Origin of the sequence: Flavobacterium sp., assembly GCF_023151265.1 — a bacterium.
Lineage (GTDB): Bacteria > Bacteroidota > Bacteroidia > Flavobacteriales > Flavobacteriaceae > Flavobacterium.
Genome location: NZ_JAKLJH010000089.1, coordinates 1 through 23,736, shown reverse-complemented (window position 1 = coordinate 23,736; position 23,736 = coordinate 1). Strand labels below are relative to the sequence as shown.

The 23,736-nt window shown below is 31.8% G+C and carries 26 protein-coding genes and 2 tRNA genes; 12 read left to right on the top strand and 16 right to left on the bottom strand.

All coding sequences use genetic code 11. From position 1 onward, the window contains the following. Positions 1-22 precede the first annotated feature (22 nt). Positions 23-976 (bottom strand): GSCFA domain-containing protein, encoded by a 954-nt coding sequence (locus tag L6Q46_RS09305; RefSeq protein ID WP_291284069.1) that lies wholly within the window; start codon positions 974-976, stop codon positions 23-25. Between the two features lie 45 nt (positions 977-1,021). Here L6Q46_RS09305 and L6Q46_RS09300 point away from each other — a divergent pair, with 45 nt between their 5' ends. Beyond that, entirely contained in the window at positions 1,022-1,366 is a 345-nt protein-coding gene (locus tag L6Q46_RS09300; RefSeq protein WP_363315874.1) for a RidA family protein, read from the top strand. A 53-nt stretch (positions 1,367-1,419) separates the two neighbouring features. On the opposite strand, the gene L6Q46_RS09295 is transcribed toward L6Q46_RS09300, so the two are convergent. The 3 genes from L6Q46_RS09295 to alaS form a co-directional block, all read right to left on the bottom strand. After that, positions 1,420-2,190: a hypothetical protein gene (locus L6Q46_RS09295; protein ID WP_291284068.1), complete on the bottom strand. Its 771-nt coding sequence runs from the start codon at positions 2,188-2,190 to the stop codon at positions 1,420-1,422. A 9-nt stretch (positions 2,191-2,199) separates the two neighbouring features. After that, entirely contained in the window at positions 2,200-3,633 is a 1,434-nt protein-coding gene (locus tag L6Q46_RS09290; RefSeq protein ID WP_291284067.1) for a hypothetical protein, read from the bottom strand. A 96-nt stretch (positions 3,634-3,729) separates the two neighbouring features. After that, on the bottom strand, positions 3,730-6,366 hold the full coding sequence (alaS, locus tag L6Q46_RS09285) for an alanine--tRNA ligase (RefSeq protein WP_291284066.1): 2,637 nt from the start codon (positions 6,364-6,366) through the stop codon (positions 3,730-3,732). A 176-nt stretch (positions 6,367-6,542) separates the two neighbouring features. Here alaS and L6Q46_RS09280 point away from each other — a divergent pair, with 176 nt between their 5' ends. The 5 genes from L6Q46_RS09280 (at position 6,543) to L6Q46_RS09260 (ending at position 9,774) form a co-directional block, all read left to right on the top strand. Next, entirely contained in the window at positions 6,543-7,520 is a 978-nt protein-coding gene (locus L6Q46_RS09280; protein WP_111565992.1) for a M23 family metallopeptidase, read from the top strand. Between the two features lie 92 nt (positions 7,521-7,612). Further along, positions 7,613-7,945 carry a MerR family transcriptional regulator gene (locus L6Q46_RS09275; protein WP_026724163.1) on the top strand — a complete coding sequence of 111 codons (333 nt, stop codon included), beginning with the start codon at positions 7,613-7,615 and terminating at the stop codon, positions 7,943-7,945. 23 nt (positions 7,946-7,968) lie between these two features. After that, a complete protein-coding gene (locus tag L6Q46_RS09270; protein ID WP_291284065.1) occupies positions 7,969-8,562 on the top strand; it encodes a LemA family protein in 594 nt (197 codons plus the stop codon). 5 nt (positions 8,563-8,567) lie between these two features. Beyond that, entirely contained in the window at positions 8,568-9,008 is a 441-nt protein-coding gene (locus tag L6Q46_RS09265; protein WP_291284064.1) for a TPM domain-containing protein, read from the top strand. After that, positions 8,989-9,774 (top strand): TPM domain-containing protein, encoded by a 786-nt coding sequence (locus L6Q46_RS09260; protein WP_291284063.1) that lies wholly within the window; start codon positions 8,989-8,991, stop codon positions 9,772-9,774. Before L6Q46_RS09265 ends, L6Q46_RS09260 begins: the two co-directional genes overlap by 20 nt. 59 nt (positions 9,775-9,833) lie before the next feature. On the opposite strand, the gene L6Q46_RS09255 is transcribed toward L6Q46_RS09260, so the two are convergent. From L6Q46_RS09255 to der, 3 genes are all read right to left on the bottom strand, one after another. After that, entirely contained in the window at positions 9,834-11,888 is a 2,055-nt protein-coding gene (locus L6Q46_RS09255) for an outer membrane beta-barrel protein (RefSeq protein ID WP_291284062.1), read from the bottom strand. A gap of 134 nt (positions 11,889-12,022) precedes the next feature. Next, on the bottom strand, positions 12,023-12,580 hold the full coding sequence (locus L6Q46_RS09250) for a carboxypeptidase-like regulatory domain-containing protein (RefSeq protein ID WP_291284061.1): 558 nt from the start codon (positions 12,578-12,580) through the stop codon (positions 12,023-12,025). Between the two features lie 131 nt (positions 12,581-12,711). Continuing rightward, complete coding sequence (gene der / locus L6Q46_RS09245; RefSeq protein WP_291284060.1) at positions 12,712-14,022, bottom strand: ribosome biogenesis GTPase Der; 1,311 nt, start codon at positions 14,020-14,022, stop codon at positions 12,712-12,714. 212 nt (positions 14,023-14,234) lie between these two features. Between der and L6Q46_RS09240 the strand changes: the two genes are divergently transcribed. Continuing rightward, on the top strand, positions 14,235-14,756 hold the full coding sequence (locus L6Q46_RS09240) for a hypothetical protein (protein WP_291284059.1): 522 nt from the start codon (positions 14,235-14,237) through the stop codon (positions 14,754-14,756). Positions 14,757-14,813: 57 nt separating this feature from the next. Here the strand turns inward: L6Q46_RS09240 and era are convergent, their stop codons facing one another. After that, entirely contained in the window at positions 14,814-15,698 is an 885-nt protein-coding gene (gene era, locus L6Q46_RS09235; RefSeq protein WP_026724151.1) for a GTPase Era, read from the bottom strand. Between the two features lie 117 nt (positions 15,699-15,815). Between era and L6Q46_RS09230 the strand changes: the two genes are divergently transcribed. Together L6Q46_RS09230 and L6Q46_RS09225 are read left to right on the top strand one after the other, a co-directional pair. Beyond that, a tRNA-Met gene (locus tag L6Q46_RS09230) sits at positions 15,816-15,888 on the top strand. A gap of 28 nt (positions 15,889-15,916) precedes the next feature. Further along, a tRNA-Met gene (locus L6Q46_RS09225) sits at positions 15,917-15,989 on the top strand. Here the strand turns inward: L6Q46_RS09225 and L6Q46_RS14015 are convergent. The 6 genes from L6Q46_RS14015 to L6Q46_RS09200 all read right to left on the bottom strand — a co-directional run bounded on the left by L6Q46_RS14015 (position 15,949) and on the right by L6Q46_RS09200 (position 19,973). Next, the gene (locus tag L6Q46_RS14015) at positions 15,949-16,914 is read right to left on the bottom strand and encodes a recombinase family protein (protein WP_363315873.1); all 966 of its coding nucleotides are present in this window, start codon (positions 16,912-16,914) and stop codon (positions 15,949-15,951) included. The genes L6Q46_RS09225 and L6Q46_RS14015 overlap by 41 nt on opposite strands. After that, a complete protein-coding gene (locus L6Q46_RS09220) occupies positions 16,886-17,581 on the bottom strand; it encodes a recombinase family protein (protein WP_291284058.1) in 696 nt (231 codons plus the stop codon). The genes L6Q46_RS14015 and L6Q46_RS09220 overlap by 29 nt, the downstream gene beginning before the upstream one ends. Positions 17,582-17,586: 5 nt before the next feature. Next, positions 17,587-17,730, bottom strand: coding sequence for a hypothetical protein (locus L6Q46_RS09215; protein WP_291284057.1), 144 nt, complete (start codon positions 17,728-17,730; stop codon positions 17,587-17,589). Between the two features lie 330 nt (positions 17,731-18,060). Further along, positions 18,061-18,738, bottom strand: a complete 678-nt coding sequence (locus tag L6Q46_RS09210) for a recombinase family protein (RefSeq protein WP_291284056.1) — start codon at positions 18,736-18,738, stop codon at positions 18,061-18,063. Positions 18,739-18,902: 164 nt separating this feature from the next. After that, positions 18,903-19,052, bottom strand: a complete 150-nt coding sequence (locus L6Q46_RS09205; RefSeq protein ID WP_291284055.1) for a hypothetical protein — start codon at positions 19,050-19,052, stop codon at positions 18,903-18,905. A 282-nt stretch (positions 19,053-19,334) separates the two neighbouring features. Further along, positions 19,335-19,973: an SHOCT domain-containing protein gene (locus tag L6Q46_RS09200; RefSeq protein WP_291284054.1), complete on the bottom strand. Its 639-nt coding sequence runs from the start codon at positions 19,971-19,973 to the stop codon at positions 19,335-19,337. 116 nt (positions 19,974-20,089) lie between these two features. On the opposite strand from L6Q46_RS09200, the gene L6Q46_RS09195 reads away from it, so the two are divergent. The 3 genes from L6Q46_RS09195 (at position 20,090) to L6Q46_RS09185 (ending at position 22,308) form a co-directional block, all read left to right on the top strand. Beyond that, positions 20,090-20,317, top strand: coding sequence for a helix-turn-helix transcriptional regulator (locus L6Q46_RS09195; protein ID WP_291284053.1), 228 nt, complete (start codon positions 20,090-20,092; stop codon positions 20,315-20,317). Positions 20,318-20,714: 397 nt separating this feature from the next. Next, positions 20,715-21,584 carry a hypothetical protein gene (locus L6Q46_RS09190; RefSeq protein ID WP_291284052.1) on the top strand — a complete coding sequence of 290 codons (870 nt, stop codon included), beginning with the start codon at positions 20,715-20,717 and terminating at the stop codon, positions 21,582-21,584. Next, complete coding sequence (locus L6Q46_RS09185; protein ID WP_291284051.1) at positions 21,547-22,308, top strand: hypothetical protein; 762 nt, start codon at positions 21,547-21,549, stop codon at positions 22,306-22,308. The genes L6Q46_RS09190 and L6Q46_RS09185 overlap by 38 nt, the downstream gene beginning before the upstream one ends. A 42-nt stretch (positions 22,309-22,350) precedes the next feature. Here the strand turns inward: L6Q46_RS09185 and L6Q46_RS09180 are convergent, their stop codons facing one another. Both L6Q46_RS09180 and L6Q46_RS09175 read right to left on the bottom strand, forming a co-directional pair. Further along, positions 22,351-23,145, bottom strand: a complete 795-nt coding sequence (locus L6Q46_RS09180; protein WP_290822148.1) for a cation diffusion facilitator family transporter — start codon at positions 23,143-23,145, stop codon at positions 22,351-22,353. Between the two features lie 3 nt (positions 23,146-23,148). Next, a partial coding sequence (locus tag L6Q46_RS09175) for a TonB-dependent receptor (protein ID WP_291284050.1) occupies positions 23,149-23,736 on the bottom strand: 588 nt, incomplete at its 5' end.

Sequence of the window (23,736 nt, the reverse complement as noted above, 5' to 3'; positions counted from 1 at the left end):
GAAATACGACAATTGCCGTATTTTAACAAAATTTTATAAAAGGATGCTGATTTTGGATGGTTTGGATTTTTAAATCGAGTTGATTTAAGAATTTTTGATGACTTTCTGTATTTGGGTTAAAAGGTCGGTGTTTTAATCCTTTTTGAATAGAGCAAATCTCATTCATCAATCCAAATTCAGATTCTGAAATATAATTTTCAAAGAATTGAATCCAAATATAATCGATTGCAGTTTGATTCGGGTGCAACATATCTTCAGCATAAAAACGATAATCACGTAACTCATCCATCATAATTTCATAAGCTGGGAAATAGGTGATGAGTGATGGGTTATTGGTGATTGTTTTGTGAATTGCTGCAACCAAATGTGCTTTACTCAAAGTGTTTTCAACAAAACCATCTTTGATGTGACGCACTGGCGAAACCGTAAAAATGAAATTACAATTTGGATTCACCGAATGAATGAAACTAACAATATTTTGCAAACTTTCTTCTGTTTGATTTATTGAAAGCAATTCTTTCTTAAACTGTTTTTGTGGGACTTTATGACAATTGGCAACAATTTCGTTGGATTCTATGTTTCGATACACCCAAGAAGTCCCTAGTGTAATTATAATGTGTGTTGAATCGTTTAATTGTTGATTTGTTAAACGGATTAAATCGTTTAAAGATTCTAAAAATGCATCTTTATCTGGATTTGATAATTCAGAATGCACTTCAAAACAATGCCATAAATCGTTATGAAAGAAAATATCGTTTTCGGTGAACATTCTGTTCTCAACAGAACGACGAATTAACTTTTCTAAAGAAACAGCATTAAAAATAATCCCAAATGGATTCGTAATCGATTGAAATTTAAAATATTGAAATTTTTCTCCCATATTTTCTGCAAAACACGAACCCAATAACATGATTTTCGAATCATAATCGATTGGAAAGCTGCTTTTTTGAACAGGTATTTTGGTTGTGAATTGCAAATCAGTCGGGTTTAAAGTTCAAATTTAAACTACTTTTTACAAAAAATCATTATTTTTACTCAAACCGTAGTAGTAAAAACTGGAAATTTCAAAACACTTTACATTTCTGGACAAATAGGTGATGGAGTAGATTTAGAAGCTCAAACTATAACAACTTTTCAAAATTTAAAAAAACAACTTTCTAATTGTAATGCTACATTTAAAGATGTAGTAAAAATGAATACCTATGTCGTAAATTTTAATCCAGAAATCGATTTACCGATTTTTAGAAAAGTCAGAAAAGAATTTCTTGGAAATGAAAATTATGCAGCAAGCACTTTAGTCGGTGTAGAAAGTTTAGGAAGAAAAGAATGGTTGATTGAGATTGAGGCGATTGCAGTGGTAGAATAAAAAAAATCCCGATAAGGTTTGAAGCTTATCGGGATTCATTATTTTTTTAATAATTAGTTGTAGAAATATTGAACATTAACAGTTCCAATAAATGAACCTAATGTAAAATTAGCATTTATAACAGATGATGTAGGGAAATTACTTGAATTGTAAGTATGAGTTGCAAAAATCCCTTCAGAGGTATTACTCTCATCATAAGTTGATGTCATCATTTTGTTTCTTCCAAAAGCAATCATATAGTCATCAGCAAATTCAGGAAGCATTAATTCCTTAAATCCGGTTACATTCATAAAAGGGTTATTTTTGTCTTCATATACAAAAATACTGTCATCATCAGCTGTTAATTCGTTATTTGTAAAAGTGTATGTGTAAGGTGAACTCGGAACCAGAGTAGGACTGCCAATTGTTCCTTGATATTCGTTAACGGAAACAGTTCCATCACTATTATAAGTATAAGTAAACTTTTCTTCAAAATCATTTCCAATAGAGCGATATTCTATTAATTTACCACTTGAGTTGTAAGAAAATAGATCATACTCATCTAAAACTGTTCCGTCAAAATATTCAATTTTAGTAATTAAATCCCCAGTGTAAGTATATACAGTTTTATAGTTATCATCTTCTCTAGATTCAACTAGTTTAGTTCCATTATAAGTGAAGATTATTGTATTGTTCCAATAAGAATCATCTTCTTCATCATCAGATGTTAGAATAATTTTTTTTATTAATGTGACGTCGGAAGAATTATTGTTAGAATCATCTTCACTTGAACAAGAAGTTAAAGTTAGCGCAACTGCGCTAAATAGATAAAGTAGTTTTTTCATTTTTTTTTGTTAATTATTAAATTTTAGAATTCTAAATTTATTGTTTTTGTTGTCTTCTTCTATTAAGAAAACTCCATTTTCTGTAATATTTGTTTTGTAATTTAGTTTTGTTGCTTTATTTTTTTTAAAAAAAGATTCAATTTTAGGATTGAAAAAAGTACTAAATAGAGTTTCAATATTACCATTGTTTTTTCCGATTATGGTTTCAGAATTAAAACCAGTTGGAAAAGAACCATTCTTTATACCTTCTCTCATTAAATCATTAACTTTAAATTCGATTTTTTTTGATTTTATAATCTTACCATCTTTTTCGTTTAATGAGAATAAGTGAGCAAAGTTACTGTTGTTACTTTTGCTAATTGCAAATCCTATTTGTCCGTTATTTAAATTGTAAAAATCAACTTGCATATGAAAACACAAAGAATTTTTATTAAAATCTTTAGTGTCTACAATTGGTTTTTCCATTTTCCAAATCAATTCTCCTTCAGAATTAAATTTATGAATATAAAAACCTCCAAAAGTAGATTGATAAAAATCATTGTCTTTATCATTTGTATAAAGACCATAAATGTAAAAGTCGTTATTTTTTAAATCTGTGTAAATATTTCCTGTTGCAGTGGAAGACATTTCATGTCTACTTGCCATACCTGTGTATGAGATTGCATAAGCTCCAAAACCATTAAAAGAAGCTGTGAAATATTTTTTATTAAGTTTAATTTCTACGCTTTTTAATGAAAGTATTTCACCGTTGTAGTCATATTTAACAATGTTGTATTTATCATTTGTTCTCTCTTTGTTTAATTCTTTGTTAACCATAAAAAAGAAGTTTTTATGGTAACTTGAAAGGCCCCATTTAAGTACTTCTTGATTACTTTCTATTTTAGGAGTTTTAAATTCTGTTTTCTTAACATTCAAATCATTTAAATTTCTGAATAAGAAAATAGAGTTATCACTTTTTTCATATTTACCTTTTTTAACTTCTATCATTTCTTTCCCAATAATGCATAAGTTTTCATTTGAGATAAAGCTAGAGTTATGATCTATATCTTTTGGATAGAAAAAACTTTCGATTTTAGTATCAATTATTCTGCCATCAGGATAAAATATCTTTTTGTCATTTTCAGAAACTGCATATTTGCCATCTATAGAAACTCTTAAATCATAATATATTGGAGAACTATACATTCCTCTTCCAAAAAAGCCAGGAAGTCCTTTGTAACTGGATTTAAAAGATTTTTCATAATTTAAGTTTAATAAACTATCATAGCTTATAATTGTCAAATCTTTGCCTTCTTTCCCCATAACAATAAAAGGTTGACCTTGTTTGGAAATTTTATATTGAAGAAGTTCTTCCCCTTTTTTAACATTAAAACTAATTGTTTTGTCTTGCGAATAAAATAAATTGATTGTTGATAAAAATATTATAACAAAAGTTTTTTTCATTTTTTGTTTTCTTTAATTTGTTGCTAAAATAAAAAAAAACCTACAAAGATTGTATCTCAATGTAGGTTTTTTTTAATAATTTAGAATGTTTCTTTTTTATTTCACAAACGTTATTGCTTTATCCAAAGCTTCTTTAATTCCACCTACATTTTTCCCTTTTCCTGAAGCAAAGAAAGGTTGTCCGCCACCATTTCCGTCTATTAGTTTTCCTAATTCTCTGATGACGTTTCCAGCGTTTGATCCTTTTTCAGCAACTAATTCTTTTGAAATGTAGCAGTGAATATTTGGAGCATTATCTTCAATTGATGCTAAGAATACAAATGCGTTTGGTTTAGAAGTTCCAATAGCTTGCGCTAAATCTTTAGTTGAACTCATAGATAAATCTACTTGTTTGGCTAAAAAGTTAATTCCGTTTACTTCTTGGAAATCGTTAATTAGATTATTTTTTAATCCATCGATTTTTTCTTTAACTAATTGCTCTAATTGTTTTTTCAATTTAGCATTGTCATCTTGCAATGAAGCTACCGATTTTAAAACATCTTGTGGATTTTTCAATACTTCTTTGATTTCAGCCAAAGTATCTTCCTGATTTTTATAGAAATCTTTAACCGCATCACCCGTAATCGCTTCTATACGACGAATTCCAGCCGCTACAGCTCCTTCTGAAATAATTTTGAAATGCCAAATATCAGCGGTGTTTTTCACGTGAATTCCACCACATAATTCTTTACTGTCTCCAAATTCAATCATACGAACATTATCGCCATATTTCTCTCCAAATAATGCCATTGCACCTTGCGCCATCGCTTGTTGGATTGGAATATTTCTGTGTTCTACCAATTGCAATTGCTCTTCAATTCTAGCATTTACATAAGCTTCTACTTGACGTAATTCTTCATCCGTTACTTTAGAAAAATGCGAAAAGTCGAAACGTAAATAATTTGGGTTAACCAACGAACCTTTTTGTTCTACATGTGTTCCTAAAATCGATCGTAAAGCCAAATGCATTAGGTGTGTTGCTGAGTGATTTTTAGAAGAAGCACTTCTTAAATCGGTATTGACTTTCGCTGTGAAAACGGCATTTACATTTTCTGGTAATTGTTTGGCGAAATGTAAAATTAAGTTGTTTTCTTTTTTCGTATCGATAATGTCAATCGTTTCATTGGCTGAAACTAACGTTCCCTTATCGCCTACTTGTCCACCACCTTCTGGATAAAAAGGCGTGTTATCTAAAACAATTTGATATAAAATCCCGTCTTTTTTAGAATCGACTTTTCGGATTCTAGTAATTTTAACTTCATTTTCGGTTTGATCATAACCTACAAACGTTTCTACATTTCCTTCAATTAAAACATTCCAATCTTCTGTAGAAACTTCTGAAGCGGCACGTGAACGTGCTTTTTGTTTTTGTAATTCTGTTTCGAAACCTGCTTCGTCTAAACTAAAGCCTCTTTCTCTAAGAATTAAGGCTGTTAAATCGATTGGAAATCCGAAAGTATCATATAATTCGAATGCTTTTTCTCCAGAAACTTCTTTTCCAGAAGTATTTTGCATTACATTTTCTAACAATTGAATGCCTTGTTCTAAGGTTCTTAGAAAAGAAGCTTCTTCTTCACGAATTACATTGGTAACTAATTGTTGTTGCGATTTGATTTCTGGGAAAAATTCTCCCATTTGATTCGCTAAAACCACTACTAATTGATTGATAAAAGGCTCTTTTGTATCCAAAAACGTGAATCCGTAACGAATGGCACGACGTAAAATTCTACGAATTACATAACCCGCTCCTGTGTTAGAAGGCAATTGACCATCAGCAATAGCGAAAGCCACCGCACGAACGTGGTCTACAATTACACGAATCGCAATGTTGGTTTTGTTTTGTTCTTCTGATATGTTTTTAACTTCGTTAGAAGTGTATTTTAATCCTGTAATTTCTTCGACTTTCGCGATTAGCGGTGTGAAAACATCTGTATCGTAATTTGAAGTTACATTTTGCATCGCCATGCACAAACGCTCAAATCCCATTCCGGTATCTACGTGTTGTGCGGGTAATTTTTCTAATGAACCATCGGCTTTACGGTTGAATTCCATAAATACGTTGTTCCAAATTTCCACTACTTGCGGATGATCAGCATTTACTAATTCTCTTCCTGAAACTGCATTTCTTTCAGCGTCAGTTCTCAAATCGATATGAATTTCTGAACATGGACCACACGGACCTTGGTCACCCATTTCCCAGAAGTTATCTTTTTTGTTTCCTAAAATAATTCGGTCTTCCGAAACGTATTGTTTCCAAATATCAAATGCTTCTTGGTCAAACGGCACATTCTCTGCTGGATTTCCTTCAAAAACAGAAACATACAAACGGTCTTTGTCTAATTTTAGAACTTCAGTTAAGAATTCCCAAGCCCAAGCCAATGCTTCTTTCTTGAAATAATCGCCAAACGACCAGTTTCCAAGCATTTCAAACATGGTGTGGTGATAGGTGTCAAAACCTACATCTTCTAAATCATTGTGTTTTCCCGAAACACGAAGACATTTTTGCGTATCGGCTATTCTTGGACTTTTTGGAGTTCCATTGCCTAAGAAATATTCTTTGAATTGGGCCATTCCCGAGTTGTTGAACATCAAAGTTGGGTCGTCTTTTAAAACGATTGGCGCAGAAGGAACAATTAAATGTCCTTTCGATTCAAAAAAATTCAGGTATGCTTTACGAATGTCTTGCGATTTCATTATCAATAATTTAGATCTGTTTTTATTTGTTTATTGTGATGCGGAAACGAAAGTAAATGTTTAAAAAAATAGTCCAACTAAAAAATAAATAGCTTTAGAATGAAACATTTCTTAAATTTGTTCGTATAACCTATGTCAATCAATAAATTTGGCACAAAAATAGTATATTTTCATATATGTCGAAGGTAAAATATTATTACGATTCAGAAAATTTAGCGTATAAACGAATTCAGACAAGAAAAAGGAAGAAGTTTGGCTATGTTGTATTGTTTTTAGTGTCTTCGGCTTTGTTTGGATTTCTAATTTTTTTACTATTGATTAACACCAGTTATTTTGAAACGCCAAAAGATAAAATTCAAGCTAGAGAAATTGAAGCCTTAAAATTAAATTACACCGTTTTGAATAAAAAGTTGGATTTGATGGACGATGTTTTAGAAGCGATTGAAAATAGAGATAACAATATTTACAGAATATATTTTAATACCACTCCTATTTCTGAAGAAGAACGAAAAGCAGGTTTTGGAGGCGTTAATCGATACAAAGATTTGCAAGGATTTAATAATTCGGAGTTAATGGAAAACACTACAAAACGAGTAGACGTTTTAACGAAAGAATTGGTAATTCAATCGAAATCATTAGACGAAATTGTAGCATTGGCAAAACAGAAAGAGAAGTTATTAGCGGCAATTCCAGCTATTCAACCAGTTAAGAATGAAGATTTAAAACAAATGGCTTCGGGTTATGGTTATCGAAGTGACCCATTTACTAAAATTAGAAAATTCCATTACGGAATGGATTTTACTGCTAGAACCGGAACACCAATTTACGCAACTGGCGATGGAGTAGTGTATAAAGCAGATGCTTCGTTATCAGGTTACGGGAATCATATTGAAATTAATCATGGTTATGGCTACAAAACCTTGTATGCCCATTTGAGTAAATACAATTGTCGTCCTGGTCAAAGAGTAAAACGTGGAGATATTATTGGATACGTAGGAAGTACAGGAAGAAGTCAGGCACCGCATTTGCACTATGAAGTTTTCAAAGGAAGCGAACGTGTAAATCCGCTGAATTTCTATTACGGAAGTATTTCAGCAAAAGAATATATAGAAATTTCAAAATTAGCGAACCAAGAAAACCAATCGTTGGATTAGAGTTGGGAGTTAGGAGATGGAAGTTGGGAGTGATTTTAATTTTTTAAATTTCTTAAATCAGTGTTCCAAAAATTAAAAATTGAACTTGAAAAATGCATTTAGAATTAGCACCAAATAAAAGATACTATAGCATTGGCGAAATTGCCAAAGCGTTCAACGTGAATGCGTCATTGATTCGTTTTTGGGATAAAGAATTCGATATTCTAAAACCAAAGAAAAACGCTAAAGGAAATCGCATGTTCACACCAGAAGATGTAAAGAATTTGCAATTGATTTATCATTTGGTAAAAGAGCGTGGATTTACTTTGGAAGGTGCCAAAACTCATTTGAAAGAAGGTCAGAAAAAAACCTTAGATAAATTTGAAATCATTTCAAAACTAGAAACGATTAAAGCACAATTGAACACAATTAAAAATCAACTATAAACAATTAATAAACTTTAAAAATTATGAGAAAGTGGATAATTCCAGTAGCAATTATTGCGGTATTAGTTTTATTTGCAATTAGCTCTTACAATGGGTTAGTTAGTGTGCAAGCAGACGCTAAAACAGCTTGGTCAAAAGTAGAAAGTTCTTATCAAAGAAGAAATGATTTGATTGATAATTTAGTTAGAACAGTAAAAGGTTCTGCAGATTTTGAAAAATCTACATTAGAAGCGGTTATTAACGCTCGTGCAAAAGCGACATCAATTACTATTGACCCAACAAATGTTACTCCAGAACAAATGGCTCAATTTCAACAAGCAAAAAGTGCTGAGATGAGTTCTTTGTCTAGACTTCTGGTTTCTGTGGAACAATATCCAAATTTAAAAACAACGGATGCGTTTAAAGAGTTACAGTCTCAAATTGAAGGAACAGAAAATAGAATAAATGTAGAAAGAGATAGATTTAATGACGCAGTAAATATTTATGACAAAAAAATCAAATCTTTTCCATCAGTGATTTTTGCGAAATTATTTGGATTCAATGAAATTGCAAGATTTAAATCAGATGCTGGTGCAGAAAAAGCTCCAAAAGTAGATTTTGATTTTGATAAAAAATAATGAAAATGTCTAAAACTGAAGAATTTTTAAGCAAAGAGGAAGAACAAGAAATTGTAAATACTATTGTTATTGCCGAAAAAAATACTTCGGGAGAGATTCGTGTACATATTGAAGAAACTAGTACTAAGCCTCCTGTTGAAAGAGCACAGGAGGTTTTTCACCTTCTTAAAATGGATGAAACAGAATTAAAAAACGGTGTGCTTTTCTATATTTGTATGCAGTCTAAAAGTTTTGCAATTATTGGAGATAAAGGGATCAATGATTTAGTGGAACCTAATTTTTGGAATTCTACCAAAGATTTGGTGATTGAAAAGTTCAAAGAGGGTCAATATAAAAATGGATTAATCAGTGGGATTATTGAAGCGGGAGAACAACTAAAGAAATATTTTCCTTACAATCATAATGATGATACTAATGAATTGTCTAATGAAATATCTAGAAATTAAGATGAGAAAATTAGTTCTATTCATTGCGTTGCTTTTTAGTTTTACACTTCAGGCTCAATTAAAAATTCCCCAAAAGCCATCTTTTATTCCTCCTGTAATTGATAGTACAAATACTTTATCAAGTCAAGAAAAAGAGAGTTTGTATAAAAAACTTGTTATTTATTCTGATAGCACTTCTACAGAAATATTTGTGATGATTGTTTCAACAACTCAAGGCGAAGACATTGCAAGATATGCTACGGATTTAGGTCATAAGTGGCAAATTGGTCAAAAAGGAAAAGACAATGGGATTATCCTGTTAGTTGCTAAAGATGACCGAAAAATGACTATTCAAAATGGTTATGGTGTTGAGCATTTACTAACTGATGCATTGTCGAGAAGGATAATTGAAACTGTAATAAAACCAAACTTCAAAGAAGATAAATATTATCAAGGAATTGACGAAGGGACAAATGCAATTTTCAAAGTTTTAAAGGGTGAATTTAAAAATGATAAATCAAACCAAGAAGTTAGTGTTTTACCAATATTACTAATTATAATATTTGTTATTGTTTTTTTAATAATTGTATCTAAAAATAAAGGTAGCAACAGTGGGAATTCAGGAGGATTTGGTGGTCCAGATTTAATGGATATTATTATTTTAAGCAGAATGGGACGTGGAGGAGGATTTGGAAATGGCGGTTTTGGTGGTGGTTCATCAGGAGGATTTGGAGGATTTGGTGGCGGAGGAAGTTTTGGTGGCGGAGGAGCTAGCGGAAGTTGGTAAACTAAATTACAAAGTAATCATAAAAAAAAACTCGTTAGTATTGCTAACGAGTTTTTTCTTTAATCCATAAACATGATGCCACCCTCTTTTTTCTTACCACCAAATTTTTCTAATTTATAGGTTAAAGAAAACATGGCGTATTGTTGTAAAACGGTGTTTTCCATATCGGTAATGGCGGTTGGTGTAATCGTTCTGGTTGCGCTGATATTTTGATTTAAAACATCGTACACTTTTACTTTGGCTAATAGTTTATCTTGAAAGAAATTGTATCCCAAACTCAAGTTCCATAAGTAGAAATCTTTTTGAAAACCATCAGCAATATTAGAGTTGTAGTTATAACCAAAATCACTTCCTAAAACTACTTTTTTAGGCCAGTAACTTGTGATTTCTAACTTAGCACTATGCTTAAAGTTTTTCGTGTTATCAATAACATAATTTGTGAAATCATTTGTAATATAAGTGTATCTATACGATGGGTTAATCGTAATCATTTCGTCAATAGACCAAGTGATATTGGCTCTTGGACTTAGTGTCAAACCTTTAGATTCAAATAATGCGGCATTGGTTAATCCTTGATCATAATTGTAATCAAACTGCAATCCAAGTCCATATTTAAACGTTCTTTTTTCTTTCTTTAATGATTTGTTTAAACTAAAACCAACATAAGTATTATAAGCTCTGTCTACATTTTGATAAGTTGTAGTTGCTTTAAAATCGGCATCATAAGTAGTTGAAGCTACGATTTGATTTACGTTGTAATCTCCTCCAGCATAGGCATAAAAACCACTTCGGGTTGCATAATCATAATTATTAAAGTTGGTATAAAGTGAGTAATTCTCGTTAGGTTTTAAATCGGCATTTCCAATGATAGTATTCAATGGATTTGCTAAGTTTTCGAACGGTAAAATTTGATTAGCACTTGGTAAATTTACTTCGTATGAATAATAGCCATAAATCGATTTAGATTTTCCTAATGTAATATTCAAATACCCATTCATTTTTGGATACATATAGTTTTTGTTTACCGTAGTTGAGTTGGATAAATAGTTAGATTGATTATTGAAATTTATAATTTCTGTTCCCATAGAAATACTTCCTCGTATTTTTTTCTTTCGAATACTAATCCCAACCATTGGAGTTATGGATGAAGTAGAAGAAATAATATCATTTGAGAGTAAATCATTAAAGTTTGAATACGAATTTAATCCGCTGTCATAATCATAAGTTTCTCTAACATCATTAGATTTTTTATAGTTATAGACAGTTTTAAAATTTAAGACTAATGAATCTTTTAAAGGTTCGTTGTAGCCCATTTCAAATCTAAAGCTATCGTCTTTTGAAGCGTCAACTCTAAATTGGTCTCTTTCGTCATTTGAACTTCCTGACTGAAAAAAAGTAGTAGTTGTTTTTGTAAATAAATCAGAATCATTTTTGCTGTTTTCGTTGCTCATTGAAAAACTAATTCCTCTTCCTTTTTTCTTTAACTGCTTATAAAAATAAAGACTATTTTTAAAGGTGTTTTTATTGCTTGACCAATTGTTATTGTTCGTGTTTTCGTTTAAAGCAGTTCCAGATTCATCAAATGTTGCATCAAAACCCGAATTCTTATTTTTTATTTCACTTTTTGTAAAACTTGGACTCCAATATAAAGTTGTTGTTGAATCAATTTTTATTTCAAAATCCATTGCAATGCTATGTCCGTCAGAAATAGACTTAGTTTTTGACTCTGCTAAAGTATTGGTATTTCCTGTAGGAAGTAAGTTAATTCTGTTAGTTCTGTTATTATTGTTCGTTTCAGTATTCGAATAGTAGTAACTTCCATTTGGATTGATTTTCTTTTTCGCCCATTCATCAGCAAAATTGACACCAATCATGTTTGATGTAGTTATACCATTGTTCCCACCAAACTGCATTCCGTTAATTCCAAAACTACCATTATCGTTAACCCAGATTGAGCTATTTCTTCCACCACCCATATTATCAAAAATCTCATCCATTGAAAATCCGACAGAGTTGATGTTGTTAGCAGAACCTAAAACACTTACCTTTTGCGTGTCTTTAAAATAGTTGAATAACAAACTTGATTCGTATCGTTCATCAGTTCCATAACCCACATTTGCTTTTCCAAAAACACCTTTATTTTTATCTTCCTGAATGGTTAAATTAATCGTTTTTTCATCAGAAGTGGCATCTTGACCGGATAATTCTTCTTCTTTAGTTTTGGTATCGGTGACTTGTACTTTGCTAATTATTTCGGCAGGTAAATTTTGAGTAGCAATTTTTCCATCTTTTCCAAAGAAAGGTTTTCCGTAATTTTACCTTCTTCATCTATTTCAACGCCTGGTAATTGTTTTAAAAGCGCTTCCACATTGGCATCTGGGCGAACTTTAAACGACGAAGCATTAAATTCTAATGTGTCATTTTTAATTGTAACTGGTGGCGCTTCAGATTGAATGACTACTTCTTTTAAAGAACTTACATTTTCATCTAGTTTTATTGAGCCAAAATCCTTGTCTGCTTTTAAATTTTCAATTTTTTCTGTGAAATCATTATAACCAATGTATGAAATTTTAAAATAGATGGCATTTTCTATTTTTTTTGTTTTAAAAGCAAAATTTCCGTTTTTATCCGAAATCGTATAATCTATCAAAGTAGAGTCTTTAACAGATTTTAAATAAATTGTAGCAGATTCTAAAGGAACGGAAGTACTTTTGTCAATAATTTTTCCTTTTAAAGAAATAGTACTTTGGCTAAAACTCAAGATTGAGAATAAAAATAAAGCAAAACAGGCGATTTTCTGAAACATGAAAGGTGTTAATTAGTTTAAGTTGTAATTAACAGCGAAATAAAATATTTATTGTGTAATTAAAAATTTTCTTACGAATAATTTAACAAAAACCACAAAAAAAACCGAAGCATTAACTTCGGTTTTTTCAATTATTTCTGTCTAAAATAAATATCAATTGGAACGCCACTAAAGTTGTATTGTTCTCTTAGTTTATTTTCAATAAAACGTTTGTATGGATCTTTTACATATTGCGGTAAGTTCGCAAAAAACACAAACTGAGGTGTTGGTGTTGGCAACTGCATACAATATTTAATCTTGATGTATTTACCTTTCAATGCTGGTGGAGGCGTCGCTTCAATAATAGGCAACATCAACTCATTGAATTTCGAAGTCGAAATACGTTGTTTTCTATTTTCAAAAACTTCAACCGCTGTTTCTAATGCTTTCAGTAAACGTTGTTTCGTTAAAGCTGAAATAAATAAAATTGGCACATCAGTAAAAGGAGCAATTTCTTCTCTAATTTTTCTCTCGTAATCACGTGTACTCATGGTATCTTTTTCAACTAAATCCCATTTATTAACTAAGATTACAATTCCTTTACGGTTTTTCTCAGCCAACCAAAAAATACTTTGATCTTGTCCTTCAAATCCACGAGTAGCATCGATAACCAATAAACACACATCACTATGTTCAATAGCTCTTACCGAACGCATTACCGAATAAAATTCTAAATCTTCTTTTACTTTCGCTTTACGTCTAATTCCGGCTGTATCTACCAAGTTGAATTCAAATCCAAAACGGTTGTATTTTGTGTCAATCGCATCACGGGTAGTTCCTGCGATATCCGTTACTACAAATCTATCTTCGCCAATTAAAGCGTTAATGAAAGATGATTTTCCTGCATTTGGTCTTCCTACTACACAAAATCTTGGTAAAGGTTCTGCTTCTTCGGTAACTTCTGGCATTTCAGGTAACACTTCGACTAATTTGTCTAAAAGCTCACCTGTTCCACTACCGCTCATTCCCGAAATCGAATAATATTCTCCTAATCCTAAATTATAAAACTCAACTGCGTCTTTTTCACGCATAGCGTTGTCTACTTTATTTACAACTAAAAGTATAGGTTTTTTAACTTTACGAAGTAATTTCGCTACTTCCTCATCCATTGGAGTTATGCCTTCCTCAACATCAACCACAAAAACAATAGCATCTGCCTCGTCAATTGCCAATTCTACTTGACGACGAATTTCTCCTTCAAAAATATCATCCGAACCTTTGATATAACCTCCCGTATCAATTACCGAAAATTCCTTTCCGTTCCACTCACTTTTTCCATAATTTCTATCACGCGTAACACCGCTTACCGAGTCAACAATAGCTTCTCTTCGCTGAATTAAACGGTTAAAAAATGTGGATTTTCCAACATTTGGTCTTCCTACAATGGCAACAATATTATTCATAATCTTATTTTGAATCGGCAAAAGTACGATTTTTTTTGGAGCTTTTTCCAGCTATCCACTACAACTCCACAATTTTAGCTCTTTTTTTCTAAATTTATTCGGTCAGCTTCTAAGGTCGCTGTCCAAATAAAAAGAAAAAATAGGTCAAAAAATTGCGGGGTTTTCGTTTTTATCTGGGCTAGGGTGTGAAATTTGTTCAACATTTGTTAAAATTGTATATATTAGCTTTAAAATCAGAAGAAATGGAGCCTGAAAAAAGTATTGCACTTCGTCCTAAATTTGAAGTCGAATCAAAAAATAGTGTTGCTCAAATCTTAGAAAGAGCCAAAACATTAAAATCGGAATTAAAGTCAGATTACCAAATCAAAATTATTGACGAACATCTGTATTTTTATTTCAGTAAAGAAAAACGAAAATATTATTCGCCTTTTTTGCATTTAGAATTAGAAGCAAACGAAGGTAAAACCACCGTAAAAGGCTTGTTTGGTCCCGAGCAATTGCTTTGGACACTTTTTATGTTTCTCCATTTTATCATTGCAGGTTTATTTTTAGTCTTTGCTATGATGGCTTACACGCATTGGTCGCTAAAACAATCTGTAGTTTTAGATTTCTGTATTATGGGAATTATGATAGTTTTTTGGTTTTCGCTCTATTTTATGGCACGATTAAACCGAGAACGCGGCGTTCCACAAATGCATGAATTAGAAGATTTAATGTATAAGGTTTTGGAATAAAAAAACCTGATGAGTGTTCATCAGGTATCTTTTATCTTTATTCTTTGTTCTTACTTCTTACTTTTGGTTATACCCAAAACGTCTCAACTGACGCTCGTTGCTTCTCCAATCTTTATTTACTTTAACGTAAGTAGCTAAGTGAATTTGTTTGCCAAAGAATTTTTCTAAATCTTCTCTTGCTTGAATACCAACTTTCTTCAAAGCAGCACCTTTGTGTCCGATGATGATTCCTTTTTGTGTATCGCGTTCTACCATAATTACGGCACGAATTCTAATGATGTTATCATCTTCAATAAATTCTTCTGTTTCAATTTCTACTGCATATGGAATTTCTTTGTCGTAATTCAATAAGATTTTTTCACGAATGGTTTCGTTGACAAAGAAACGTTCAGGTTTGTCAGTCAAAGCATCTTTTGGATAAAACGCTGGTGAAACAGGAAGTAATTCGATAATTCTATCAAAAACCGTTTGCACATTAAAGTTTTCTAAAGCAGAAATTGGGTAGATTTCGGCATTTGGTACTTTGTCTTTCCACAATTGCATTTGCTCTTCTAATTGCTCTTGGTTTGATTTGTCAATTTTATTCAACAACAGTAAAACTGGAATCTTAGAATGGATGATTTTATTAAAAAATGCTTCGTCTTTTAATTCTTTTTCACCAATCTCTACCATGTAAACCAAAATGTCAGCATCTTCAAAAGCCGATTTTACAAAATCCATCATCGAATTTTGCAATTCATACGCTGGTTTTATAATTCCAGGCGTATCTGAAAATAAAACTTGAAAATCATCTCCATTTACAATTCCTAAAATGCGGTGTCTCGTAGTTTGCGCTTTCGATGTGATAATAGAAAGACGTTCCCCTACAAACGCATTCATAAGAGTTGATTTCCCTACATTCGGATTTCCAATGATATTTACATAACCTGCTCTGTGCTCCATTTCAATAAATTTATGGGTACAAAGGTAGTGATAACGCCTGAAATAGTAGAAAGAAAACATTATTTTTAAAAAAGTCTTGTAATTTTAAATAAAGAGTGTACCTTTGCACTCACAAATCGCGGGATAGAGCAGTAGGCAGCTCGTCGGGCTCATAACCCGAAGGTCACAGGTTCGAGTCCTGTTCCCGCTACTAAATTTATTGAATTACAACCGTACATCGCGGGATAGAGCAGTAGGCAGCTCGTCGGGCTCATAACCCGAAGGTCACAGGTTCGAGTCCTGTTCCCGCTACTAAGAAAGACCCATCAGAATTTTGATGGGTTTTTTCGTTTTCGACACCTTCTGAATCCATTGTTATTGTTGAGGTTAACGTAAATACTTGATTCACTTTTTTGGTTAGATATTCCCTGTTTTTTAGCCTAATGGACACCCCTTCAGGAAAAACTAAATTTTGAATCCTGATTTTACTTTCAATATCGCCATCTCGCCATATTTTACTAGTGTTTTGAAGAATCTCAATTGATTTATCAATGAACATTTTGTGGTTAGATACTTTCTGAGAGCAATCTCTCATTTGTTCATCAATCAACTCCAAATCATTCTTAAATTTGGTTTTGAAAGTTCTGTAAGTCTCAGGTGAAAAATCTAAATCTTGAATATTTCTCATTTCTAAATTTTCTAAATTTTTTTCAACCTCAACTTTTTTTAATTCCAAAGACCTCATCTCTTGGATTCCTTCAGCATTCATGGTGTCAAACAGCTTTTTTAGTTGCAATTTGAATGGTTCGATAAATTGATGGTTCAGTGTGTAATTACTCAGTAAACCCTCAAATAAATCATTCAATCCTTTAGATTTGGATTTAATAGTTGTTATAGCATTAAAGCTTGCATCTTTACATTTTTGACATTTATAATAATGCAATTTCTTTTTAATCACCTCATAAGAAGTCAACAAATCTCCGCATTCACATCTTAAAAACCCTGTCAAAGGTCTTTTCTCATGTACCTTCGATTTGATAAACTCTTTTTTTGAATTTGTTTTATTTTTCTCAAACGATTCTTGAATCTTCCAAAAATCTGATTCACTTACAATTGGTTTCCAATTTCCTTTTTTTGGCTCATCTAATAGAGCATTTACGATTACACCACAATAAAAAGGATTTCTCCAAATACTACTTATTGATTGTTTAGGTATTTTTAAACCCAAATTTTCCATCTCTTTCGCCCATTAATTTCCATTGCCATGCTTGTTTTAATAGCTCACCTTCCTTATTTATCGTTATTTCTTGATATTCTTGCATCTTAGAATAATCATTCACTTTCTTACCTCTTAAGGTATAACCCCTAGGAGCTTTACCTAACCAATTGCCCGATTCTAATAATAATTTCATACCAGGTAAAGTTTTTTCTAACCTATCAAGATTTTCTTTTTTAGCCTCTAATAACTTTCTATAAACTTCTAACCTGTCAAATTCGTTTTCTGTGGTTAAACCAGTTGAGGTTTCTACAATATGAACACCCATTTTGTCGACAAGTTCCTGTACAATCCCAATAGCATTATCTCCAGTCCGTGAAAATCGACTTATAAACTTAATTGCTATTGCAAAAGGTCTTCGTTTTGATTTTCTGACTTCATCAATCAATCGCTTAAACTCTTTTCTTGAAAAATCACCACTGGCACTTTCATAAGTACCACCTACAATTTGCTCAAGTTCATAATTATTTTTTTTTGCAAATAGTTTTAAATCCTGTTCTTGTTCATTTAAGCTATAATTATTGTATTGCTCTTTACTACTTACCCTTGTGTAGCCCCAAATTCTTTTAACGGTTACAACTACATCTTCTTTTTCTTTTTGAAATTTTTTAAATTTATCTAAACTCATTTTTTTTATTTTAAATTATACACTATTACTGCAAGCTTTAATAAGCTGTCAATTATTTCTTCACATTCTGAATCTGAAATATTTTCAAATCCATTAAATTTTCGCAATTCTTTAATTGTTATTTTTATCTTTTCATTATCTGATAACATTGTTTTACTCAGTCGCCATATCTCATGTTTTTTAGCGGGAGATTATTTTTTTGACGCAAAGCGTCCCCACACCAACTATAAAATCAATTATAATTAGTTTTTAAATTTTTTGAACCGTGAGGGTTCTTTATGAGTTTATGCTGAACCCACTTTTTAAGAACAAAGTGGAAATGTTATACGTTTAAACAGCTTAGCTATCCTTATCGAGTTTTAAGTAAATCAGAAAAAAGAGCTGACTAATCAATCAGTTTTTGCCTTTTTATCTAACTATTTACAATCTTACTACTAATTTGGATTGGCTGCAACTTATTTTTTCGATTTTTTTTTATATTATGCTGATTTTAAAAGTGTTCGCCTGTAAAGTTGATGAACTGTTGGTGCCATAAATTGGTTGCCATAGCGTGTTTTAAAATTTAATTCATTTAAGTATTCAGCTATTTGTCTGTAACTCATTCCTTTTTCTTTGCAACTGGTTATAACGGATTGAGCTTGTCGGTTCCTGTCATTGTTGATGGCATTTTCTTTGATGGTCTGTACACCTTTATTACGTGCATCATCAGTCAGATTTTTCGGATTCCCGAGAACCACCCCTTTTTTGCGAAGTTCGCCTAAAGCCAACTTCGTCCTAGAGCTTATAAGCATTGCCTCTTGCTCCGCAAGTGCCGAAAAGATATGTATGGTGAAATTATTGGCTGACGGCATGTCCACTGCTAAAAATTCAATCCCAGCATCCATTAATGAACTTACAAAATTCACATTTCTTGCTAATCTATCTAATTTGGCTATAATTAAAACTGCATTTTCATTTTTTGCTTGTTGAATAGCTTTATGGATTTCCACACGTTGACGTTTGCTTGTTCCAGTTTCAATTTCGGTATATTCATTCAAAATGATTCCTTCTTGACCAGATACATATTTTTGAACGGAGCTTCTTTGAGCTGATAATCCTAAACCCGAAATACCTTGTTCTTTTCTACTAACTCTGTAATATGCAATATACTTTTTCATAGCTTAAATTTTAGGTGTAATAAATCTTAGATGACCGTTCATGAATTATTACACCACAATATTCCAGGTATTTTTTGAATTAAAAAAGAAAAATCCCAGGAATCCTGGATTTCAATATTTTAGCATGTATTTCGGGTAATTTTTAGGCATAAAAAAACGAAGCGTTAACTTCGTTCTTTTTTTTGAAACATTTTTGATAATTCCAACATTTCTTTATCGTTGAAATTACCAACTTTGAAAACAACTGGTTTAGGTGCTTCTCTTTGAAACACCATTTTTAATTGTTCGAGCGTAATTTTGATTTTTGTTTTCATTTTTCGTTTACATATAAATATCTTCAATTTTGATTTTGAAAATTTTAACTCAGAATTTTTGAAGCAATTTATTCGCCTATTAATGTTTAAGTCGATTTTTCCAATATGAGGCGGATAACTGAAAAATACAATTTCCTAGTTTTTGACACCACATACAAGGGGGGAAGGGGTGTTTTACCCACAGGGGGCGAATAATGGTTTTTTGTACCTTTAGCGCAGGCGTGCTAATGCGGTGCGCTATAGGAACATTAAAAGTTTACTTTTATTATTACTTAGTACCTATTAGTTCAATTCTAACAACTGCTTTTTCTTTTGTTCAAACTCGGTTTGAGTAATAATTCCAGAGTTTAGAAGTTCAGATAATTTTTTCAATTCATCTAAATTACTACTTTGCATTATTGGAGCATCATTTTTAACTACAGACTTTTTTAGCTCGTAGATATTCGTTTCCAATTCTTTAATTAGTTCCAAATCTTCTATCAGAGCGATTATTTCAATATTATTTCCGCTTTTGCTCCCGATGGTCACATGATAGCCTTTGTTAGAAAAAAAGTTGTTAATTATATTGTTTGTGATGCCTAACTCTAAAAATGAATCAATCACCGTAATTAAGAAAAATACAAACGCAAGTCCCATCAAAATTATTCCAAAATAAGTGGCTTGACTTTCCAAATTAATCTTGCTGAAAATCATTTTGCTGAAAATTAGCAATAGTAAGCCAATAACGAACATACGAGACAATACACCCACGAATGACATGCGTTGTTCTGTGTGTTCCACATAGGATAAATTACCTAAATCAGCGATTTGAATTGAGCTGTTGTAGTTCGGGTCGGTTGCTGTCACTTTGTCTTTGGTTGTTTCAATTGTAACACCAGTTTTAAAGTTAAATGTTTTCGGGGTTGGCTGTTGTTTGTCCATGTATCAAAGTTTTATTAATTTTCACAAATATATAAAATCGGTTGAATATGACTGGAAATATACGTTCCTATTTTTTTAACCAGTTAATTATATTTTTCAAATCTTAAATTACTAAGATGAGAAAAACGGAAATACCTGAATCGGTTAAACATGTCGGGAGCAACATAAAAAAAATTATTGAGGATAAAAACCTGAAAGTAAGGCACGTTGCACATGACGCAGATTTGGATATTGAAGCCCTTAGACGTTACATGTTAGGAAAACAAATAATGGGAATTGATAAATGCATCCGTATAGCGAAAGCGTTAAATGTTGAAATTTCTGCGCTATTTGATGGGGTATAAAATCAACTTGGTTGCCGATTAATAACTTCAAATAATATTAGAGTTAATTATTGTATTAATATCTAAATATTATTAATTCTTCTTATAATTTCAATCTTTCTACTCATATATGTTACTTAATAATAACATACAATAATCTTGTGTAATACTAATAAAATAAGGTAATACAGAAGTATTGTGTTATTAAGTGTATGCACTAATTGCGCTATTCTAAAATCTACATTTTTTAAAATTTTCAAAAAATAGTACTCCAAAGTACTTGACTATTTAAGGCATTAATAGTATATTGGATAATATGAGAGAAAACTCATTAAAATCCTTGGTTGCTGACAGATAGCTTCTGTCAGCTTCTCTTACCGAGTGTAGGAGCCAAAAAAAATAATCATCCACAAGTTGGGTGAAGAGAATAAGAGAATATCAAATGAATCTTAAAAAAGAGTACCTATCGCTTACAGGCGATACAGAGGATTTGCAAATCCTGCACCATGATGAAAAATTTGCCGAATTAGCCCTAATCTTCCCAAATGTTAATTCGATACTGATTCCAAAGAAATTGGAAACCAACCTAAAAAAATACGTTTCAAAAGAACTTTTAAAAGCAATCGACCCCGATATAAATGTAGCGGTTGAAAAATGTCTTGTCTTGGTTTCTAACCTAGCTAGCACATACTATACTGACGACCGCTGGAAGCGATTGAACTCTAAAATATTGCACGAACAAACCAAAAACAAAGACAATACGTTCATTTATTCAAAAATTATTGAAGTGTTGAAAGAAGGCACTTCAACTGGGACGATGCTTGAAGTTGACGAGCATTATGCAAAAGGTAGAGATTCCAGAAAATACAAGTTACCTGACAGCTATTTTAAGCCAGGTTTAAACGAGTATTTCATCAAAAACAGCGGTATTATTCAAACAAGAAACAGAATCTATTACAGGCTAATAAATGAAGCTAATGAGAACCTAATTTGTAATAACCTGTTGAAGATATACCAGAGAATTGAATTACCAACATCTAAAGAATTATTAGCTATTGGAAAAAAATTGGTAAAAGAAAACTATACCACTAAAAAAGGTAAAATTCTAACAATGCGAAACAAACATATTGATAGCTACTGGAAAGACGCAGACAATAGAAGTTTTGTTGAAAATAACATTGAAATATTTGAATATTTAACTAACCGAGGTTTTATGATTCCAAGTGCTGGTGACGAAAGAAGCGGTGGTCGTGTGGTTGATAGCTTTACAAAAGCTCGTAGAATGTGATTTTAGGGCTTTACACCCAAATATAGCAATGCACTTGTATAATGGCAAACACGAATTTTTAACGCATGAAAAAATTGCGAAAACAACTGGTATTGACCTAAAAGAGGTTAAAATCGAGCATTTGAGTTTCTTTAATAAAAATTGGTATAGCATGATGGAATCCCCACTTTTCGGTTACTATTCCAAACACGAACCCGACATGCTTCAGCAGATTTACAACGATAAAAAGGAGCATGGTTACAAAATCACTTCAAAGAAAATGTTTAAGCTCGAAGTAGAAATAATGACAGAGGTAATAAAATATCTCAACTCGGTTGGGGTTTATGTTCTGTATGTTTATGATGCGTTATTATGCGAGGAAAAAGACAAAACTTTGGTAATTGAAACCATGAACCGAATTATTTTGGAGCATGGTGTTAAAACAAATGTAAAAATGGAAACGAGCGCAGAATTTGAAGTTGAATGCGCTATTGAAAATCACGATAATGGTGTGGAAACGATTGCCGATGACAACGATACCAAACGAATGACAATTAAAGAATATTTCAAACGATTTGAAATTAAATTCGGTAGCTACATAACGGAATCCAGTTTAGATTTGCATAAAAGCGTGTTATCCGAATTCTACACTTATATCGATGAAATTCCCGAAGAGCATAAAAATAATTGTTTTGTTGAGACTTGTATCGATGGGGTTTTTGGAAAACAAAAACTTTTCAAATAATAAAAAATCCTAACCGTTAAAAGTTAGGATTTTTTGTTTTGTTTATCGAGATAATTTTAAAATTCTAAATGCTCCTTTTCCAACTATTGCAAATACAAAAACTCCAATAACCAAATCAGGTATTTTTGAATTGGTGAAATATACCAAAATCCCCGCTACGATAACTCCAATGTTTACAATCACATCATTTGAAGTAAAAATCATACTAGCTTGCATGTGAGCTTCTTTACTTTTAGATTTTTGCAACAAATACAAACTTATAGCATTACCAATAAGCGCAAGCAAAGAAATTAGTATCATGGTTTGGAATGCTGGCACTTCGGTAAACCCTAAAAATCTTCGTATTACTTCCACAAAACCTAAAACAGCAAGTGTCAATTGAAAATACCCACTCATTTTTGCAATACCATTTTTGCGGGCAACTGCACCACCAACAGCAAATAAAGCAAGCGAATAAACAACACTATCCGCCAACATGTCTAAACTATCAGCAACTAATCCCATCGAGTTGGAAACAAAGCCAGTAATCATTTCTAATACGAAGAAAAAAGCATTGATTGTTAGTACTTGCCAAAGAAGTTTCCTTTGTTCTGAATCATCTGATTGGCTTATATGTTCAGAAGTTGTTTTTGTTTCCAATAATGAACTATCAAAGTTTAAGCTATTGATTTTTTCCGTTATAGGTTCTACATCACTCAAATGAAAAACCTCCAATTTCCTGTTTGGAATATCAAAATTAAGATGTTGAATTTGCTTAATATCATTCAAAGTCATCCGTATCAATTGTTCCTCACTTGGACAATCCATTTTGACTATTTTATAAATGCTCTTTTTCATAAGCTATAATTTTATTTTTACTCCAGCATTAATAACAAAGCCATCTAATGGAGCGTAAATATCCTTGAATGTTGGATTGGAAATAGACCCTGTGTAGATGCTTCCAAATTTTGTTTGTCTTGTATCTGTGAAATTTTCAAAGTTAGCATATATGGAAAAATGTTCCCACAATTTTTCAATCATTGCCCCGAAAACCCAATAATTCTTACCTGTTGAACCATCATTTAGCTTTTGTGGACTATAATAGTAAGCTTCCAAACCAATTTTCCATTTTTCCTCAATTTCATACATCAGAACATTATTAAGACGGTGTTTTGACGTAAGCGGATTTTGTGATTTAATGCCATTATCATTAACCATTGCATCCGTAAAAGTATAGCCTATGAATAATTTAAAATCCTCGTATCCCAACTTAATATTAGTTTCTGTTCCTTTGGTATCAATATACCCGTCAATATTGACGAACTGAAATGTATTGTTTGGTAGTGGTGTTAATATTAGCGGATTATTGATGTAGGTATAAAAGAATAATTGATTGATGCTAAACGAAACTTCATCAGTGATATTGGTTTTGTAATTAACGTCAAAATT

What these genes read in the sequence shown, in the direction of transcription:
- L6Q46_RS09295 (WP_291284068.1), bottom strand. Translation starts at nt 2,190, where the DNA reads ATGAAAAAACTACTTTATCTATTTAGCGCAGTTGCGCTAACTTTAACT.
- L6Q46_RS09290 (WP_291284067.1), bottom strand. Translation starts at nt 3,633, where the DNA reads ATGAAAAAAACTTTTGTTATAATATTTTTATCAACAATCAATTTATTT.
- alaS (WP_291284066.1), bottom strand. Translation starts at nt 6,366, where the DNA reads ATGAAATCGCAAGACATTCGTAAAGCATACCTGAATTTTTTTGAATCG.
- L6Q46_RS09280 (WP_111565992.1), top strand. Translation starts at nt 6,543, where the DNA reads ATGTCGAAGGTAAAATATTATTACGATTCAGAAAATTTAGCGTATAAA.
- L6Q46_RS09275 (WP_026724163.1), top strand. Translation starts at nt 7,613, where the DNA reads ATGCATTTAGAATTAGCACCAAATAAAAGATACTATAGCATTGGCGAA.
- L6Q46_RS09270 (WP_291284065.1), top strand. Translation starts at nt 7,969, where the DNA reads ATGAGAAAGTGGATAATTCCAGTAGCAATTATTGCGGTATTAGTTTTA.
- L6Q46_RS09265 (WP_291284064.1), top strand. Translation starts at nt 8,568, where the DNA reads ATGTCTAAAACTGAAGAATTTTTAAGCAAAGAGGAAGAACAAGAAATT.
- L6Q46_RS09260 (WP_291284063.1), top strand. Translation starts at nt 8,989, where the DNA reads ATGAAATATCTAGAAATTAAGATGAGAAAATTAGTTCTATTCATTGCG.
- L6Q46_RS09250 (WP_291284061.1), bottom strand. Translation starts at nt 12,580, where the DNA reads ATGTTTCAGAAAATCGCCTGTTTTGCTTTATTTTTATTCTCAATCTTG.
- der (WP_291284060.1), bottom strand. Translation starts at nt 14,022, where the DNA reads ATGAATAATATTGTTGCCATTGTAGGAAGACCAAATGTTGGAAAATCC.
- era (WP_026724151.1), bottom strand. Translation starts at nt 15,698, where the DNA reads ATGGAGCACAGAGCAGGTTATGTAAATATCATTGGAAATCCGAATGTA.
- L6Q46_RS14015 (WP_363315873.1), bottom strand. Translation starts at nt 16,914, where the DNA reads ATGGAAAATTTGGGTTTAAAAATACCTAAACAATCAATAAGTAGTATT.
- L6Q46_RS09220 (WP_291284058.1), bottom strand. Translation starts at nt 17,581, where the DNA reads ATGAGTTTAGATAAATTTAAAAAATTTCAAAAAGAAAAAGAAGATGTA.
- L6Q46_RS09215 (WP_291284057.1), bottom strand. Translation starts at nt 17,730, where the DNA reads ATGTTATCAGATAATGAAAAGATAAAAATAACAATTAAAGAATTGCGA.
- L6Q46_RS09210 (WP_291284056.1), bottom strand. Translation starts at nt 18,738, where the DNA reads ATGAAAAAGTATATTGCATATTACAGAGTTAGTAGAAAAGAACAAGGT.
- L6Q46_RS09205 (WP_291284055.1), bottom strand. Translation starts at nt 19,052, where the DNA reads ATGAAAACAAAAATCAAAATTACGCTCGAACAATTAAAAATGGTGTTT.
- L6Q46_RS09200 (WP_291284054.1), bottom strand. Translation starts at nt 19,973, where the DNA reads ATGGACAAACAACAGCCAACCCCGAAAACATTTAACTTTAAAACTGGT.
- L6Q46_RS09195 (WP_291284053.1), top strand. Translation starts at nt 20,090, where the DNA reads ATGAGAAAAACGGAAATACCTGAATCGGTTAAACATGTCGGGAGCAAC.
- L6Q46_RS09180 (WP_290822148.1), bottom strand. Translation starts at nt 23,145, where the DNA reads ATGAAAAAGAGCATTTATAAAATAGTCAAAATGGATTGTCCAAGTGAG.